The 17,248-nt window shown below is 56.9% G+C and carries 15 protein-coding genes; 9 read left to right on the top strand and 6 right to left on the bottom strand.

Annotation, left to right across the window (positions count from 1 at the left end):
* Positions 1–257 precede the first annotated feature (257 nt).
* Together FIU93_RS21785 and fghA are read left to right on the top strand one after the other, a co-directional pair.
* Positions 258–1,370 (top strand): S-(hydroxymethyl)glutathione dehydrogenase/class III alcohol dehydrogenase, encoded by a 1,113-nt coding sequence (locus tag FIU93_RS21785; RefSeq protein WP_055653967.1) that lies wholly within the window; start codon positions 258–260, stop codon positions 1,368–1,370.
* Positions 1,371–1,521: 151 nt separating this feature from the next.
* Entirely contained in the window at positions 1,522–2,349 is an 828-nt protein-coding gene (gene fghA, locus FIU93_RS21780; protein ID WP_152506730.1) for an S-formylglutathione hydrolase, read from the top strand.
* Between the two features lies 1 nt (position 2,350).
* Here fghA and FIU93_RS21775 read toward each other — a convergent pair whose 3' ends face one another.
* The 5 genes from FIU93_RS21775 to FIU93_RS21755 all read right to left on the bottom strand — a co-directional run bounded on the left by FIU93_RS21775 (position 2,351) and on the right by FIU93_RS21755 (position 8,245).
* Positions 2,351–3,424: a lysophospholipid acyltransferase family protein gene (locus FIU93_RS21775; protein WP_152506729.1), complete on the bottom strand. Its 1,074-nt coding sequence runs from the start codon at positions 3,422–3,424 to the stop codon at positions 2,351–2,353.
* The gene (locus FIU93_RS21770) at positions 3,421–4,851 is read right to left on the bottom strand and encodes a cytochrome P450 (RefSeq protein ID WP_152506728.1); all 1,431 of its coding nucleotides are present in this window, start codon (positions 4,849–4,851) and stop codon (positions 3,421–3,423) included. Before FIU93_RS21770 ends, FIU93_RS21775 begins: the two co-directional genes overlap by 4 nt.
* A gap of 58 nt (positions 4,852–4,909) precedes the next feature.
* On the bottom strand, positions 4,910–5,305 hold the full coding sequence (locus FIU93_RS21765) for a DUF423 domain-containing protein (RefSeq protein ID WP_209010196.1): 396 nt from the start codon (positions 5,303–5,305) through the stop codon (positions 4,910–4,912).
* Between the two features lie 63 nt (positions 5,306–5,368).
* Positions 5,369–7,411 carry a M3 family metallopeptidase gene (locus FIU93_RS21760; RefSeq protein WP_152506727.1) on the bottom strand — a complete coding sequence of 681 codons (2,043 nt, stop codon included), beginning with the start codon at positions 7,409–7,411 and terminating at the stop codon, positions 5,369–5,371.
* Between the two features lie 225 nt (positions 7,412–7,636).
* Positions 7,637–8,245 (bottom strand): pyridoxamine 5'-phosphate oxidase family protein, encoded by a 609-nt coding sequence (locus FIU93_RS21755; protein WP_022999389.1) that lies wholly within the window; start codon positions 8,243–8,245, stop codon positions 7,637–7,639.
* 484 nt (positions 8,246–8,729) lie between these two features.
* Here FIU93_RS21755 and FIU93_RS21750 point away from each other — a divergent pair, with 484 nt between their 5' ends.
* The 7 genes from FIU93_RS21750 (at position 8,730) to FIU93_RS21720 (ending at position 16,156) form a co-directional block, all read left to right on the top strand.
* A complete protein-coding gene (locus tag FIU93_RS21750; RefSeq protein WP_031268785.1) occupies positions 8,730–10,076 on the top strand; it encodes a substrate-binding protein in 1,347 nt (448 codons plus the stop codon).
* Positions 10,077–10,165: 89 nt separating this feature from the next.
* Positions 10,166–11,194: a branched-chain amino acid ABC transporter permease gene (locus FIU93_RS21745; RefSeq protein WP_022999387.1), complete on the top strand. Its 1,029-nt coding sequence runs from the start codon at positions 10,166–10,168 to the stop codon at positions 11,192–11,194.
* A gap of 73 nt (positions 11,195–11,267) precedes the next feature.
* Positions 11,268–12,335 (top strand): branched-chain amino acid ABC transporter permease, encoded by a 1,068-nt coding sequence (locus FIU93_RS21740; protein WP_286133757.1) that lies wholly within the window; start codon positions 11,268–11,270, stop codon positions 12,333–12,335.
* Between the two features lie 11 nt (positions 12,336–12,346).
* Positions 12,347–13,102, top strand: a complete 756-nt coding sequence (locus FIU93_RS21735; RefSeq protein ID WP_022999385.1) for an ABC transporter ATP-binding protein — start codon at positions 12,347–12,349, stop codon at positions 13,100–13,102.
* Entirely contained in the window at positions 13,099–13,878 is a 780-nt protein-coding gene (locus tag FIU93_RS21730; RefSeq protein ID WP_022999384.1) for an ABC transporter ATP-binding protein, read from the top strand. Before FIU93_RS21735 ends, FIU93_RS21730 begins: the two co-directional genes overlap by 4 nt.
* A 130-nt stretch (positions 13,879–14,008) precedes the next feature.
* Positions 14,009–15,109 carry a calcium:proton antiporter gene (locus tag FIU93_RS21725; RefSeq protein ID WP_228148041.1) on the top strand — a complete coding sequence of 367 codons (1,101 nt, stop codon included), beginning with the start codon at positions 14,009–14,011 and terminating at the stop codon, positions 15,107–15,109.
* Between the two features lie 102 nt (positions 15,110–15,211).
* On the top strand, positions 15,212–16,156 hold the full coding sequence (locus FIU93_RS21720; protein WP_022999382.1) for an ornithine cyclodeaminase family protein: 945 nt from the start codon (positions 15,212–15,214) through the stop codon (positions 16,154–16,156).
* 30 nt (positions 16,157–16,186) lie between these two features.
* Here the strand turns inward: FIU93_RS21720 and FIU93_RS21715 are convergent, their stop codons facing one another.
* Positions 16,187–17,038 (bottom strand): GNAT family N-acetyltransferase, encoded by an 852-nt coding sequence (locus FIU93_RS21715; RefSeq protein WP_152506726.1) that lies wholly within the window; start codon positions 17,036–17,038, stop codon positions 16,187–16,189.
* Between the last annotated feature and the right edge of the window lie 210 nt (positions 17,039–17,248).

Raw genomic sequence — 17,248 nt, 5'->3', positions numbered from 1 at the left:
TTGGGGTCGAGGTTGCGTATAAGGTTTCAGTCGCATGCTTGTCTGAATGCGACATGGGTGTCTTACGGCCTGCGATGAATTGTGCCAGACTAACCAAACCCTCGGAGAAACAATGGATTTCAGCGCTTCCTGCAAGGTGTCGGGCAGGGTAGATTTCGTCGAATAGCGCAATCCCGACAGCGGATGCCGCATCGGTTCTTGCATTTGCAGATATGGACGTTAACTCTCCCCGGGAAACACACATCAGGAGATCCTTCATGGAAGTTCGCGCCGCTGTGGCCGTTGGGGCCGGAAAACCGCTTGAAGTCACCACTGTAAGGCTTGAAGGCCCGCGCGCTTTTGAAGTGCTGGTGGAAATCAAGGCAACCGGCATCTGTCATACCGATGAATTCACCCTGTCGGGTGCGGATCCGGAAGGTCTGTTTCCCGCGATTCTGGGTCACGAAGGGGCAGGTGTCGTTGTCGAGGTTGGCCCGGGTGTGACTACCCTGAAGCCGGGCGACCATGTCATTCCGCTCTACACGCCGGAGTGCCGGACCTGCGAATATTGCCTCAATCCGAAAACAAACCTCTGCCAGTCGATCCGCGCGACACAGGGGCAGGGCCTGATGCCGGACGGCTCGTCCCGATTCTCGACCCTCGATGGTGAGCCGATCCTGCACTACATGGGCACATCGACGTTCTCCAACTACACGGTCGTACCGGAAATCGCTCTGGCGAAGATCCGTCCGGACGCGCCATTCGACAAGGTCTGCTACATCGGCTGTGGTGTTACGACCGGCATCGGTGCGGTGATCAACACCGCAAAGGTTGAAATCGGTTCGCGTGCGATTGTCTTCGGCCTCGGCGGCATCGGTCTGAACGTTCTCCAGGGTCTGCGTCTTGCCGGTGCCGACCAGATTGTCGGCGTTGACCTGAACCCGGAAAAGAAAGAGATGGCCGAGCGTTTCGGCATGACCGATTTCGTCAATCCGAGTGAAGTGGACGGCGACCTTGTTCCGTATCTTGTGAACCTCACCAAAGGTGGGGCCGACTACACCTTCGATGCGACCGGCAACGTGAATGTCATGCGTACGGCGCTTGAATCAGCCCACAAGGGCTGGGGCGAGAGCATCATCATCGGTGTTGCTCCGGCTGGTGCTGAGATCTCGACCCGTCCGTTCCAGCTTGTGACCGGCCGCGTCTGGAAAGGCACTGCATTTGGTGGCGCGCGTGGCCGCACGGACGTTCCGAAGATCGTTGACTGGTACATGGACGGCAAGATCGAGATCGATCCGATGATCACCCACACGATGCCTCTCGAAGACATCAACAAGGGGTTCGATCTGATGCACTCCGGTGAATCGATCCGCTCGGTGGTGGTTTACTGATCGAACGTCAGGCGTAACCCGCCGACATATTGCCAAGGCGTCGTCCCTGCGAAAGTGGGGACGCGCATGCTGCGTCTCTCCGGTCTGGCAAGGCAAGGCCGGAGAAATCCTTTTGGATAGGCGGCTATTCAGAGATTGGAATTGACTGACAATGAAAACCCTTTCCGAAAACAAGTCCTTTGGCGGCACCCAAGGTGTCTATAGCCACATGTCGGAAGCCTGTGGTTGTGAAATGACTTTTGCGGTCTACATTCCGCCGCAGGCCAAGGACGGCCCCGTGCCATGTCTTTGGTATTTGTCGGGTCTGACCTGCACCCATGAAAACGCCATGACCAAAGCCGGGCTGCAGGCCCATGCAGCAGAGTTTGGTATTGCCGTCGTCTTTCCGGACACCAGCCCGCGTGGCGAGGGCGTTGCCAATGATGAGGCTTATGATCTGGGGCAGGGGGCGGGATTCTATGTCAACGCGACAGAGATTCCATGGGCGCCGCATTTCCAGATGGAGACCTACATTGCCAGCGAATTGCGCGATCTGGTGACCGAGAACTTCCCAGTTTCCGTGCATCACGGGATCACCGGGCATTCCATGGGCGGGCACGGCGCGTTGACGCTGGCAATGAAATATCCCGGGCATTACCAGTCATTGTCAGCCTTTGCGCCGATCGCAAACCCCACAGCTTCCGACTGGGGCCGCAAACAGCTTGGGGCCTATCTCGGAGCTGATGAGACACTCTGGACAGCGCATGACGCGACGGTTCTGGTCAAGGAAAAGGGCTGGGCCGGTGATGTTCTGATTGATCAGGGTGCAGGCGATCAATTCTACGAACTGCTCAAACCCGCTGCGCTCATCGATGCATTGACCGAAACGAAGACGGCTCATACCTACCGATTGCAGGCAGGCTACGACCATTCCTATTATTTCGTGTCAACGTTCGCGCGAGACCACGTCGCCTGGCATGCCGAGCGACTGAAGGGTTAATCTACCACTTTCGGACTTGGTTCTTTTCGCTCAAGGCTTTCGCGTAGGCGCTTTGGGCGAATTTCCTGGGCAATCTCAATTCGCCCAACATGTACCATTCTTCGATGTGTTCGAGCACGATCGGTTCGAACACATCGTTCATGGCCCGGACTGCTTCGTGTAGATCATAGCCGGTGGTTTCTTCAGGTCTTTCCAGAGGCGGCAGAAGGACCATCCTGAAACGGGCCGGTCCCAGTCGCACAAGATATGTCGGGATAATTGTGCCGCCGCAGGAATTGGCGATCTTCACTGCGACGATCGCATTTCCTTTTTTCGGCAATGGTCGACCGAAACTGGGCAGATGGACCTGCTTGTCGCGAACTTCGTCCACGAAAATGGTCATGGAATACTGCCCGTTGTTCATCAGCCGGTGTAGCCGATACGCGCTTCTTTGCCCCGGCGGGAAAAGATACTGGTTTCGCTCCTTGCGGATGGCATGAACAATGCGATTCTTGAACCGGTTTGGTTCCGGTTGAAATGGACCGATGCTCGGTCCGGCGAGACCCTCGTGAATCGCCACGAAAAGTGCTTCCCAGGTGCCAAGATGCATGGATGTGAAGATCACTGGTGCGCCTTTGGCCTGCGCCACTTTCAGATGTTCCAGCCCTTCAACTTCAATACGAGCACTTTTCCATAACTTGTTGACGATGCAGAACTCGGACATCGTTCGGCCGATGTTGTGCCACCATCGTTTCAGTCCCGCTTTCTGGCCCTTGTCGGTGTTCCAGCGGTTGACGGTCAGCGTTTCAAAATTACGGCTGATGCGCTGCGGAAACAGTTTGTCTCGATATGACCAGCGCATTACCGGCACGAGCAAATTGCCGACAGCCGATGCGAATGCTGGTGGGCACAGCTTCAGCGAATGATGAAAAAGGGTGTTCAGCACACCGTCCTTGACGTGAACGAACCAGTGAAGCCGAGCTGCCTCCCGCTCTGCCTCCTGTTGAGAAAAGAGATCCCGTAGACGAGGAGCGGCGGGCTCTACTGCAAGAGTTTCAGCGAAGGGAATATCTTCCAGCCGCGTCTGTTTGGTCATGAATGGCGCAGGTGCAGCGTCATTGGCAGGTTTTCACCAGGGCGCAAGGTCAACCGCGCTACCGGCTGGACGTCCGTACCGTCTTTCAGCTTGAGTTCGAAATCCTGGGCGAGAATGGCCAGGCTGAGAATTGCTTCTGTCATGCCGAATTGCAGTCCGGCGCAAATGCGCGGGCCGATGCTGAAGGGGACATACCCGTATTTATTGGGTTTTTTCGATTTCGGATTGAGAAAACGGCCGGGATCAAAGACGTCCGGTTTCGACCATAGCACCGGATTGCGATGCATAAGCCATGGCACCACCATGACCAGCGAACCTTTTGGCACTGACTTGCCGCCGATGCTTGTGTCCGCCATTGCCTCTCGCGCAAGGATAGGGACCGGCGGATACAGCCGCAAGGTTTCCTCGATGACAGCCTTGGTGTAGGGCAGGTTGGGAACGTCCTGGAATGTCGGTGACCGGCCGGCGAGGACCGTGTCGAGTTCGGCCTGCAATTTAGCCCTGCTCTTGTCGCATTGGGACAGCAGGAACCAGGCCCAGGCCAGTGTGTTGGCGGTTGTTTCATGGCCGGCCATGAAAATCACGGCAGCTTCGCTGATGATTGCCTCACGGCTCAGTGGTTCGCCGTTCTCGTCTCTCGCTTCCAGCAAACCACCAATGACGGATGCTTCGCCTTTTTCCTTCTGCGCTTCGTAGTTGGCGATGATCTTGTCGAGCACCGTCATGATGCGCTCGACAGGTTTCTTGATCGCACGACCACGAAAACGTGGCAGCCATTCGGGCAGTCCGAAGAGGGAGAGGATGTCGACCTGGTCGATATGGCGCTGATAATCCGAAAAACCCTGAACGACTTCTGCAGCATGATCCTTGCCCAGCTGGCGCCCAAAAATGGTCCGGCAAATGATCTCTGCTGTCAGGTGTGCCATATCGGCGAGCGCATCGACCTCAGCGCCTTCGCCCTGCGATGCCCAGTCGGCTCGCTGTTCCTCGATGGTTTCGATCATGATCGGCGCGAATCCTTTGACGCGCGAGCCGTGGATGATCGGTGCTACCACCTTGCGGCGTTTCGCCCAGGTTTCGGTATCACTGATAAAAAGACCGTCGCCGAGAAGAGGCTGCAAGGCATGACGCATTTGCGGGCTTTTGCGCTGCAAGACCTCGTGATTGGTCTGGAATGCTTCACGAACCACGTCTGGCCGGTTGCAGATCACCAGTTCACGAGTGAAGATCTTTTTGCTTCTGAGGCGGCTTTGAAAATCATCAACGCCCCAAATAGATAGAAAATTGCGCTTGGCCATGCCGATCAGGCTCCAGACCGGCGGCATCTTTTCATAGCGGAACGGGTAGGGCGGCACGAAGTCTTCAGCCTTGGTGGCTGTCGGTTCGGCCTTTTGGGTGTCGCCTGAAATTTGTGCGGAAACAGTCACTAAAAATAATCCGAATTGGTTTTGGTTTTACCGGAATAACCTGTCAGATGGCTTTTAGTCACTTGGGCCGAACACGTAAAGCACAGAGCGCGAGCATCAGCCATCCGAGGATCACCATCATGCCTCCGATTGGCGCCGACATCGCAAACAAGCGCCTTTCCAGAAAAGCCCGCATCAACAGGTCACCACAGAACAGGGACAGTCCTACGGCAAGGAATATCAAAGCGACGGGAAGGAGCGGCACTCTCCGCAATTGGGCGAGAAGGCCGATGCCCAGGAACACAGGCGCGTGAAACAAAAGCATGTGTGCAGCGGTTTCGATCAGGCTTGACGCGCTGGCGTGCGCGGACAATGCCAGACTTACGACGCCGGCTGCACCTGAGACACCGGCCATGGCCATGCCCGTTCTGAGAAGAGGAGCGGTCGGGGTCGCCTGAGGCTGCATGTGGGTCATCCGGTTGTCCTGGAAACGTTTGACCCGCCGGCGCAAGCCGGCAGGCCTGGAGAAGGGGTCGGATCAGGCAGCAAAGCCGCGCTTTTCAAGAAGAGCATCGATCCGTGGCGCACGTCCCCGGAATGCGAGATACGCGGCTTCCGGGTCCTGCCGGCCACCGGCTGAATAGATGTAGGTCAACAGTTTTCCAGCCGTTTCCGGATCAAATACGTCGCCCTTCTCTTCAAATGCCTCAAACGCGTCCGCATCCATCACTTCCGACCACATGTAGCTGTAATATCCAGCCGCGTAGCCGTCGCCCGAAAAGACATGCTGGAAATGCGGGATACGGTGACGCATCGTGATGGCTTGCGGCATGCCGATCTTGCCGAGTTCTTCCTTTTCGAAGGCTGCAACATCTAGTTCTGCCGGATCTTCCAATTGATGGAGTTCGAGATCGATCAGTGCGGAAGCCGTATACTCTACCGTCGCAAATCCCTGATTGAAATTGGCGGCAGCAAGCAGCTTGTCGAGAAGTGCCTCGGGCATCGGTTCGCCGGTCTTGTAGTGAACGGCGTATTTTGAAAGCACTTCGGGTTGAGACAACCAGTGCTCATACAGCTGAGAGGGCAACTCGACGAAGTCACGCGAGACGCTGGTGCCCGAGATCATGGGGTAGGTCACATTCGAAAGAAGACCGTGCAGGCCATGGCCAAACTCGTGGAACAGGGTCCGGGCATCATCGAACGTCAGCAGTGTGGCTTCACCCTTGGCACCTTTGGAGAAATTCATCACATTAACGATGATCGGCGTTACGTCGCCTTCCAGCCTGTGTTGCGACCGGAATGCACTCATCCAGGCACCGGATCTTTTTGACGACCGTGCGAAATAGTCTCCCAGAAAGAGACCGACGTGATTGCCATCCTTGCCGAGTACTTCAAACACCCGGACATCCGGATGGTAGACTGGCATGCCCTTGAGTTCTTTGAAAGTAAGCCCGAAGAGACGTGTTGCCGTGTCAAAGGCAGCCTGGATGATGTTTTCAAGCTGCAGGTAAGGCTTCAGCTCCGTTTCATCCAGATCGTGTTCGGCCTTGCGGACTTTTTCGGAATAAAAGCGCCAGTCCCATGCCTCGATAGAATGGTTTTCGCCGGCATTGCGCGCCATATCCGCCAGCTTGGCTTCTTCTTCCCGCGCCTGAGCGACCGCCGGTTCCCAGACCTTCACAAGCAGGCCTCTGACGTTGTCAGGCGTCTTGGCCATCGTGTCGTCGAGCTTGAACTCCGCAAAGTTCTTGAAACCGAGCATCCGGGCTTTCTCGTCCCGCAGTTTGAGGGTTTCGCTGATGATTGCCCGGTTGTCGGTCTGGCCGCCGTTTTCTCCACGGGCGGACCATGCCTTGAAGGCTTCTTCACGCAAACGCCGGTTCGTGGAAAATTGAAGGAAAGGTTCGATTGAGGAACGGGAAAGCGTGATGACGTGCTTTCCGTCAAGCCCTCGTTCGTTTGCAGCTTCGGCAGCCGACGTCAGCAGGAAGTCAGGCAGGCCGGCACGGTCTTCCTCGGTTTCCAGAACAAGCTGATAATCCGACTCATCCTTGAGTACGTTCTGGGAAAAGCTGGTGCCGAGGGTGGCAAGTCTTTGCGAAATGTCAGCCATCCGCGCCTTGCCGGCATCGTCAAGGCCTGCACCGGCCCGCTGGAACATTTTCTGATACCGCTCGAGCACGCGTGCGTCTTCGGAATTGAGTTCAAGCGAATCCCTTTGTTCCCACAATGCAGCAATCCGGCCGTATAGCTTGGAATTCAGCAGCATATCCGAGGAATGTTTGGCAAGCTTCGGTGCAACGTCGCGCTCGATCTTTTGCAGGGCCTCATTGGTATGGGCACCGGTCAGGTTGAAAAACGTCCTTGCAACCTTGGTGAGCGTCTTTCCTGACGTCTCCAGGGCAACAATCGTGTTTTCAAAAGTCGGCGCCACCTCATGATCGGCGATCCTGTCAGTGTCCGCCTTGGCTTCCGCCATGGCGGCGTCGAATGCTTCCTCGAAATGCTCGGGAGAGATCGTTTCGAAGGGAGGCAGGTCGAACGGCGTGGTCCAGTCGGAAAGAAGCGGATTGACGGTCATTTGTGCCTCGGAAGGTATCTTGAAGGATGTCAGCGACATATGGCGCAGATTGGGATCGGTTCCAAGCACTCTGCGGCTAAATAGCGCCTTGAAGCCGGTCAGGCCGCAGAACGCGATATGGCAACCGGTGTTACTGTTTGGTGGGTAAGGAAGGCAACGGCAATCGCTTGCCTCATGATGTCTTGTATCGGTCGTTCGATGTCATTGGCATCCCTTGGAGACCGCTTACCACATCGAAGTCTTGGCACGCTCCGGCCATTCGCGGTCATAGGTTTCACCATCGAAACTTGCCTTGATTTCCTTCATGATTTCACCTGGTGACGGCAAGTCGCCCTTGCCGGTCCTGTTCTCGGTTTCCCAGAGGCCGGCACGCATGATGGCGCGTGCACACTGGAAGTAGACCGAGCCGATCGTGACCACGATCACCGAACGAGGCAAATGGCCTTCTTTCTCGAAGCTGGCAATAAGGTCCTGCTCGACGGAAAGTACTGCCTTGCCGTTGATCCTCAGAACGTTGTTCCAGCCGGGAATCATGAACATGAGCGAGACACGCGGGTCGCGAACAATATTGCGCAGCGAGTCGATCCTGTTGTTGCCCCGCCGGTCGGGCATCAGCAGCGTCTGGTCATCCTGTATCCTGACAACCATGCCGTCGTCGCCGCGCGGAGAGCAGTCGAGCCCTTCTGGTCCACAGGTTGCAAGTGTGCAGAAGTTGGAAGCCTCGACAATCCTGCGATACGCAGGGCTCAGATGATCGATTTCCTTGATCAAGGACGCTTCTCCGGCAGTACCGTAGTGTGCGTGAAGGTCCTCAAGGGAAGTGAGGATGCTCATTGAAATGATTCCGGGCGGGTGTACGGGGACGAAGGCGAGAGCCGCAGCTTATCCGCCCGTATCCGTCTCCGTCAATTTCGCCGCGGACGTCCTTTGAGCTCCGTCCGATCTTGCACTTTGGTCTAACGTTTTGAAATCCCGGATTTTTGAACCTTTACGTCAAGGTAATTTCGCGTTGCGGTATGCGTGAGAAGTAAGTGGCTGAAAATCAAAAAGAAACAAAATGACGCAATGCAATAAAAATCGCGAGAAAATTCGAAGATTAGCCGTGATTACTTCGAAAGTATAATGAGTTGGTGAGGGTGAGCGATCCGATAGTCGTATTGCTGTTTTGCAGATGATTTTTTTACAGTCGTTGCAGCTTGCAGTTTTGGTGCGGAGGAGCCGGGATCCCGGACGGGGAACAAGCCGGAATTGCTTGCAGCTGTACAGCTATTGCAGGCGTGCCCGAGGTGGGTACGCGACGCCTTTCTGGGAGGAAAGTATGAGCTTAATTCGTAAACCCCTCAATCGTCGTTCCATTTTGCGCGCTGGCGCATTGGGCGGTGCCGCATTGGCAACGCCGACCATTTTCACCAGCCGCGCATGGTCTGCCGGTTATCTCAACGAACCGACAGGCGCTGAAGTCGTTCTGGGCTTCAACGTTCCGCAGACCGGCGCATATGCCGACGAAGGGGCAGACGAACTGCGCGCCTATCAGCTTGCCGTCAAGCACCTGAACGGTGAAGGCGACGGCGGTCTGTTGAACACCTTCTCGTCGAAGGAACTCAAGGGCAACGGCGTCAACGGCAAGAAGGTCGCCTTCGTGACCGGTGACACGCAGACCAAGTCTGATGCAGCCCGTGCATCCGCAAAGCGCATGATCGAAAAAGACGGCGCTATCATGATTACCGGTGGTTCGTCCTCCGGTGTGGCGATCGCCGTGCAGTCGCTCTGCCAGGAAGCCGGCGTCATCTTCATGGCGGGTCTGACCCACTCCAACGACACCACCGGCAAGGACAAGCGCAAGAACGGTTTCCGTCACTTCTTCAACACCGAAATGTCCGGCGCTGCGCTGGCTCCGGTTCTGAAGAACAACTACGGCACCGATCGCAAGGCCTATCACCTTACCGCCGACTACACCTGGGGCTGGTCTCAGGAAGAATCCATCAAGAAGTACACCGAAGGCATGGGCTGGGAGACAACAGCTGCTGTTCGTACGCCGCTTGGCGCTGGTGACTTCTCGCAGTACATCACGCCGGTTCTGAACTCCGGTGCTGACGTTCTTGTTCTGAACCACTATGGCAAGGACATGGTGAACTCCCTGACCCAGGCTGTTCAGTTCGGTCTGCGCGACAAGCAGGTCAACGGCAAGGACTTCGTGATCGTGGTTCCGCTGTATTCTCGTCTGATGGCACAGGGTGCCGGTGAAAACGTGAAGGGTATCTTCGGCTCCACCAACTGGCACTGGTCGCTGCAGGACGAAGGCTCCAAGGCTTTCGTCAAGTCCTTCGGTCAGGAATACGGCTTCCCGCCGAGCCAGGCTGCGCACACCTGCTACGTCCAGACCCTGCTTTATGCCGATGCTGCACAGCGGGCAGGCACGTTCGATCCTTGCGCGATCGCCGCAGCTCTCGAAGGCTTCGAGTTCGACGGCATGGGCAATGGTCCGACCCTCTATCGTGCAGATGACCACCAGTGCTTCAAGGACGTTCTGGTCGTGAAGGGTAAAGAAAACCCGAGCTCCCAGTTCGACCTTCTCGAAGTGGTGGAAGTCACTCCGCGTTCGCAGGTCGAATACCCGGCAGACATGCTGGGTGGCGAACTCGGCGCGTGCAACAACGGCGCATAAGCTCTTGAACGTCGGCAGCCGCCGGAGGATCTCCGCCGGCGGCTGCTGCTTATCAGGACGCAAGTGACGCAGCAAATAGCGGCAAGACCATGGATGTGATTATTCTTCAACTGCTGAACGGGTTGGACAAGGGCGGAGCTTACGCGCTGATCGCCTTGGGACTGACCCTGATTTTCGGGACCCTTGGGGTCGTCAACTTCGCGCATGGTGCCTTGTTCATGCTGGGTGCGTTCTGCGCGGTGTCGTTCAACAAGCTTCTCAGCCTGGAGATCGTGACGACGGATCCGACCAAGACGACGGCGTGGGGAACTCCCCTCGAAATCCGGACACCCTACATCGAGGCATACCTCGGAGACTTCGGTCACTGGGTGCTCAACTATTCGGTGCCGGTTTCCATCCTGCTTGCCATTCCGGTCATGCTGCTTTTCGGTTTCATCATGGAACGCGGCCTGATCAAGCACTTCTACAACCGGGCGCACGCCGATCAGATCCTCGTCACCTTCGGCCTCGCCATCGTTCTTCAGGAAATCATCAAGTCGATCTTCGGCGCCAACCCGATCCCGCAAACCGCGCCAGATGCCGTACGCGGAGCAGCCGACATCGGAGCTGCCCTCGGCTTGGATCCTGGCGTGATCGTCTATCCGTACTGGCGCATGGTCTACCTTGCCTTCGCAGGCGCCATCATCGCAGCCGTCTTCGCCTTCCTGCAATTCACCACCTTCGGCATGGTTGTTCGGGCCGGCATGGCAGACCGTCATACGGTCGGGCTGCTGGGCATCAACATCGAGCGCCGTTTCACCATCGTTTTCGCGATCGCCGCAGTGGTCGCCGGTCTTGCCGGGGTCATGTACACGCCGATCCTGCCACCCGACTATCACATGGGCATGGACTTCCTCGTGCTCAGCTTCGTCGTGGTCGTTGTTGGCGGCATGGGGTCGCTGCCTGGAGCCGTTGCGGCAGGTTTCCTGCTCGGCATCCTGCAGTCCTTCGCATCGATGAATGAAATCAAGGCCATTCTTCCAGGCATCGACCAGATCATCATCTATCTCGTTGCTGTGGTCATCCTTCTCGTGCGTCCGCGCGGGCTGATGGGCCGCAAGGGCGTCATGGAGAACTAAAAAAATGTCTACAAAAACATCTCCTGCACGCGACTACATCTTCTTTGCGATCTTTGCTGTCGCGGTGCTTACGATGCCGATCTGGCTTGAGCCGATTGGTGCCGGTTATCCCGACCTTCTGCAGAAGTTTGCAATCTTTGGTCTCTTTGCGACCGGTTTCAACATTCTGTTCGGTCTGACTGGATACCTGTCATTCGGCCATGCCGCGTTTCTGGGTGTCGGTTCCTACACCGCAGTCTGGACGTTCAAGCTGCTTGGCATGAACCCGATCCCCGCCGCGATCATGGCAATCATCGCCTCCGGCATCTTCGCACTTGCCATCGGCTATGTGTCGCTGCGCCGGTCGGGCATCTATTTCTCGATCCTGACGCTCGCTTTCGCTCAGATGTCCTATAACCTGGCCTATTCGGTTCTGACGCCAATCACCAACGGGGAGACCGGCTTGCGTGTTCTGCGCAGCGACCCGCGTCTGTTCGATGGCAATGGTGGTCAGGAAGGCCCGCTGATCGCGAACCTGTTCGGCATTGAAATGACCGGGTGGGGCGGGTTCTACTTCTGTGCGGTCATCCTTCTGATCGGCTTCTTCGTTGCACAGCGGATCTTCCGGTCGCCTTTCGGCATCATGTTGCGCGCCGTCAAGACCAACCAGAACCGTATGACCTATACCGGCCTCAATCCGCGTCCCTACACACTGGCGGCGTTCGTGATCTCGGGCATGTACGCAGGTCTGGCCGGTGCTTTGATGTGCATCACCGATCCGCTGGCAGGTGCTGAGCGCATGCAATGGACTGCATCGGGAGAGGTCGTTCTCATGACCATTCTCGGCGGCGCAGGCACCTTGCTCGGCCCGATCTTCGGTGCGGCTCTGATCAAGTATTTCGAGAACATCTTCTCTGCCTTCAACGAGCAGACCCTGCATGAGATTTTCGGTTTCCTTCCGGACTTTATCGAAGGCCCCGTCATCTCCGTTGCCGGCCTGTTCGTCGGTGAAGGCTGGCATCTTACGCTCGGTGTTCTCTTCATGCTGATCGTTATCTTCCTGCCTGGTGGCATCATGGAAGGCGTGTCCCGGATCGGTAAGCTGTTCAAGCGGTCATCCGGCAAGTCCGAACCGAACCGTGCAACTGCCCCTGCAGAGTAAGGAACAAGAATATGGAAATCCTACGTGTAGAGGGCGTCAACAAGTCGTTCGGCGGTCTGAGAGCCCTCAACAATGTCAACTTCTCGGTGGAGCAGGGCACTGTTCACGCGATCATCGGGCCTAACGGAGCGGGTAAGTCGACCTTCCTGAACTGCATGATCGGCCGGTTGATCCCGGATACCGGCACGGTGAAGTTCGGTGATATCTCGCTCACAGGCATGAAGCCCTACGAGATCAATCAGGTCGGCGTTTCTCGGGTGTTCCAGACCCCTGAAATTTTCGCAGAACTCACCCTGCTGGAAAACGTCATTATCCCCACCATGGCAAAGCGCGACGGACAGTTCTCACTGCGTCCGTTCAAGCGGCTCGATAGGGATGCGGAAATCCAGGACAAGGCACTTCACATGCTGGAAGACGTCGGCCTTGCGGAGAAAAAAGACGTTATTTCCGGTTCCCTGTCACGTGGTGACAAGCGCCGGCTCGAGCTGGCCATGTGCCTCTCGCAGGATCCGAAGCTGCTGCTTCTCGATGAACCGACCGCGGGCATGTCCCGCGCCGATACCAACAACACGATCGATCTTCTGAAACGGATTGCCGGACGCGGTATCACCAAGGTGGTCATCGAACATGACATGCATGTCGTGTTCTCGCTTGCCGACAAGGTCACCGTGCTCGCACAGGGAACGATCATCGCGGAAGGCAAGCCCGAAGAGATAAAGGGCGACCCGCGCGTACAGGAAGCTTATCTCGGAGGAGCGCATCTGTGACCCTACTTGACGATCAGTTCAGCGGCCGGTCCGCTCCCGGCGTCCCGCCGCGCAAATCTCAAGGCGGCGCCCCCGCATTTTTCTCTGCGTGGGACCTGCATGCCTATTACGGCGAAAGCTATATCGTTCAGGGTGTCAGTTTTGACATTCGTGAGGGCGAGATCCTGGCACTTCTGGGCCGCAATGGCGCAGGCAAGACATCGACGTTGCGGGCAATCGCCCGGATGGAGGATCCGCAGCTGAAACATGGCGAGGTGTGGCTGGATCACAAGCCGCTTCACACCATGAAGAGCTTTCAGGCAGCCCGCCAGGGCGTCGGCCTCGTTCCGGAAGACAGACGCATCATTCCGGGACTGACGGTTCAGGAGAACCTGGAGCTTTCGCAGATTGCCGAGCCGGTCGGATGGTCGATCGAGCGTATCTACGAGCATTTCCCGAGGTTGGCCGAACGACGGTCGCAGGACGCCATCACCATGTCCGGCGGCGAACAGCAGATGCTGGCTGTTGCACGTATCCTCGCACGCGACATCAAACTGCTGTTGCTGGACGAGCCCTATGAAGGCCTCGCGCCGGTGATCGTTCAGGAGATCGAGCGCATCCTCGAAGGCGTGAAGGATCTCGGCATCACGACCATCATTGTTGAACAGAACGCAATCGCGGCGCTTCACCTTGCCGACAGGGCGGTCATTCTGGACATGGGAGAGGTCGTGTTCGACGGATCGGCACAGGAAGTCCTCGACAATCCGCAGCTGCGTCAGGAATACTTGGCGATCTGACCCTGCGGACATTTCAGAAGCTGAAGGCCGGTGCCAAGCGCCGGCCTTTTTTGTCTGCCGGCATTGGTTGAAGGCGGCGGCGGCGGCCTATAGTCTGTCCAGACTGTTTTCATTTTTTTCGGGTTTCTTTGTGACCAGCCTCAAATCGGAATTGCCGAGCTTCACTGGATTTGCGGTCTTTGCCGCCTTCACCTTCGCGGGCGATGCCTTGAAACCGGAAACGATCGGGATTGTCCCGTCGCTGCTGCTACTGGCGGTCATATTCGTCACGGTTATGTGGTGCGCCTTTTCGGTCGTCCGGCACGCGGAATGCCTGGCAACCCTGCTTGGCGAACCCTTCGGTACCTTGATCCTGACCCTGGCGGTCATCGGGATCGAAGTTGCGCTGATTGTTGCGATCATGCTGTCGGGCGACGCCATTCCGACGATGGCACGCAACACGATGTTCTCGGTCGTGATGATTGTCCTGAACGGGCTGGTTGGCCTGTGTCTTTTGGCAGGCGGCCTGCGCCACAAGAACCAGACCTATAATCTGCAAGGCGCGAATGCGTTCCTGTCGGTGCTTGTGCCTCTGGCAATCTTTGCACTCGTGTTGCCGCGCATCACCCACTCGGCTCCTGGCGGAGAGCTGTCTCCGCTACAGTCAGCGTTCGATGTCGTCATGTGCCTGCTGCTGTATGGCGTGTTTCTGGCGATCCAGACGGTAACGCACAGCGATATATTTCGGCAGCCCGACGACGACGGCCATGATGAAGGGCATCATGGGGTGGTCGTCCGGTCGATGCCGTTTCACATCATTGGCCTGTTCGGGGCACTTCTTCCGATCATCCTCCTGTCGAAGAAGCTCGCACTCTATGTTGAATTCGGTATCGAGGGGCTGGGAGCACCGCTGGCCTTGAGCGGGTTCATTGTTGCGGCACTTGTGCTGATGCCCGAGGGGCTCAGCGCTTTGCAGGCCGCACGTGATAACAAGCTTCAGCGCGCTGTAAATATCTGCCTTGGATCCGCGGTGGCGACCATAGGTCTGACGGTGCCGGCCGTCCTTCTCGTAAGTTGGGTGACAGGACTCAAGATTGAACTCGGCCTGGAACCTGCCGACATCATCATGCTCGTGCTGACCCTGTTCATAAGCCTGTTGACGTTCGGCAGCAGGGCAACGAACTATCTCCAGGGCGCGGTTCATCTGGCACTGTTCGCCGCCTATGTAATGATGATCTTCGACTTGTCCTGAAAATTACGCTCTCCTGGAGTTTTTCGTCCGAGCAAATGCTTGGACTGCTCCGGGGAATATGATTTGTATCAATAAAGTTAACACTTAACAGATTGGCCCAACATGCTGCTTTTGACCGAAGACCAGACCCGCGATGCGTTGCCATATCCTGATCTGATAGACGCTTTGGCAAAGATGTTCCGGTCTGGCTGCGTGATGCCAACCCGCCACCATCATGACATGGAAATACCCGGTGAGCCCGATGCGACTGTGTTGCTGATGCCGGCCTGGGTGCCGGGTGGATATGCGGGCGTGAAGGTGGTCAATGTGGTTCCGGGCAATTCGGAGCGCAATCTTCCCGCAATTTCTGCGCAATACCTTTTGTCGGATGCACGAACCGGAGAGATGCTCGCGCTAATCGACGGCGGGGAATTGACAGCCAGGCGCACCGCAGCGGCCTCCGCACTTGCGGCCAGCTACCTGGCTCGCTCCGACGCGCGGCATCTGCTGGTACTCGGCACCGGGCGCCTTGCTCCCAATCTGATCGCCGCGCATATGGCCGTTCGTTCCATTGACGAAGTCACCATCTGGGGGCGGTCCAGGGAAAAGACGGAAGAAGTCGTGCGCTCGCTTGCCGACCAGTTTCCGGTGAAACTGAAATCAGCAACAAGTTTGAAGGAAGCGCTTGGGGAAGCGGATATCGTCAGTGCCGCAACACTCTCTTCCGAACCCTTGATCAAGGGGGCCTTGTTGAAGCCGGGAACGCATGTGGATCTTGTGGGGGCCTTCAAGCCCAGCATGCGCGAGAGTGACGACGATCTTGTCAAGCGGGCAGAGATCTTCGTGGACACCCGCGATGGGTGCCTTTCCGAAGGTGGAGATATCGTTCAGCCGATCAAGGCCGGGGTATTGTCGCCAGGCGAAATCAAGGCAGACCTTTATGAGCTTTGTCGGGGCGAACATCCCGGCCGGCAGAGTGAGGAAGCCATCACCATGTTCAAGTCGGTGGGGGCTGCGCTGGAAGACCTTGCCGGCGCCATTCTTGCCTACCAGTCAGTCGAGCATTGACCGGAAACAGGGGCGGGGCGGTTTTCCGCCTCAGCCCAATTCGAACGTTGTGATGCCGTAAAGCTGGTCCAAAGGCAGATCGGGTGCCAGGCCGCGATACATGCGGAAGGTTTCGAATTCCGGTGACAGCTCGTATTTTTCCGCCATTAGCAATGCTGCCGCATTGGGTTCGGGCGTGTCGAGGATAATGGTCTGCCCTTTGACCTGTCCGGCAAGTGTGCGGAACAAGGTATCGGCAATTTCCGGCTCATCCGCGAAAAGGGGCCCGATCTTGTAGCCTTCGTGGCACTGGCGGATAATGCCGTAGCCCCTGACATGACCATCTTCGACAAAGGCAAAGCCACGGCGTGTTTCCAGCATGGGGGCGGCCCAGGTCTTCAGGAATTGCGTGCGTTCAGCCGGAAAGAAGCGTTGGTCATAATCACGTATGCCGGGAAAAAGGCCATGACCCAGTGGTGCAAGGCGCGGGTCCATGGGCGTATCGCACATTGAGATGCCGGCACGCCGGATGTTCCGGTAGACAGATTTGAACCCGTGCTGGGCATAACTCGCAGTCTGCTCATTTACCGCATCCAGACCGATGACCCGAGACCCCAGATATGCCATTGCATGGTCCCAGATCCGGTGGCCGTATCCCATGGTCCGGAATTCGGGCTTGCAGATATAGAGCCCGATGAAGCCGAATGTATCGCCGTAGCGGACTGCCGAAATAACGTTGATCAATTTTCCGTCTATTTCGCCGGCAAAATACCCGTTCGGATCGGCTGTGAAGAATGCTGGGCCGTCTTCAATCCCGGGGTTCCAACCTTCCTCCATCGCCAATTCGAGTGGAATGTGAATCTCACTTTCCTTCAGCTGGCGAATCCTGAACGCGTCTGTCATCTGACCTCCCGAGCATTTGCAGGCTTTTAAGCAGCGTAGGATGACTCGAAATGAAAAGAAACACTTGCCTGATGTGGCATTCCCTCGGCTTTGCCTGAACAGCTGACGGTTGCTGATGTTGTCTCCCTTGCGTCGGGACCACAAGTGTGCATCACTTTCCCTAAGGGTATTAGATCGACGGGGGCGCCGGACGCTTTGGAGCCGGAAGTG

The sequence above is a fragment of the Labrenzia sp. THAF35 genome (assembly GCF_009363595.1).
GTDB lineage: Bacteria > Pseudomonadota > Alphaproteobacteria > Rhizobiales > Stappiaceae > Roseibium > Roseibium algicola.
The sequence above is the reverse complement of the archived record's forward strand: the minus strand, read 5'-3'. Positions and strand labels throughout refer to the sequence as shown.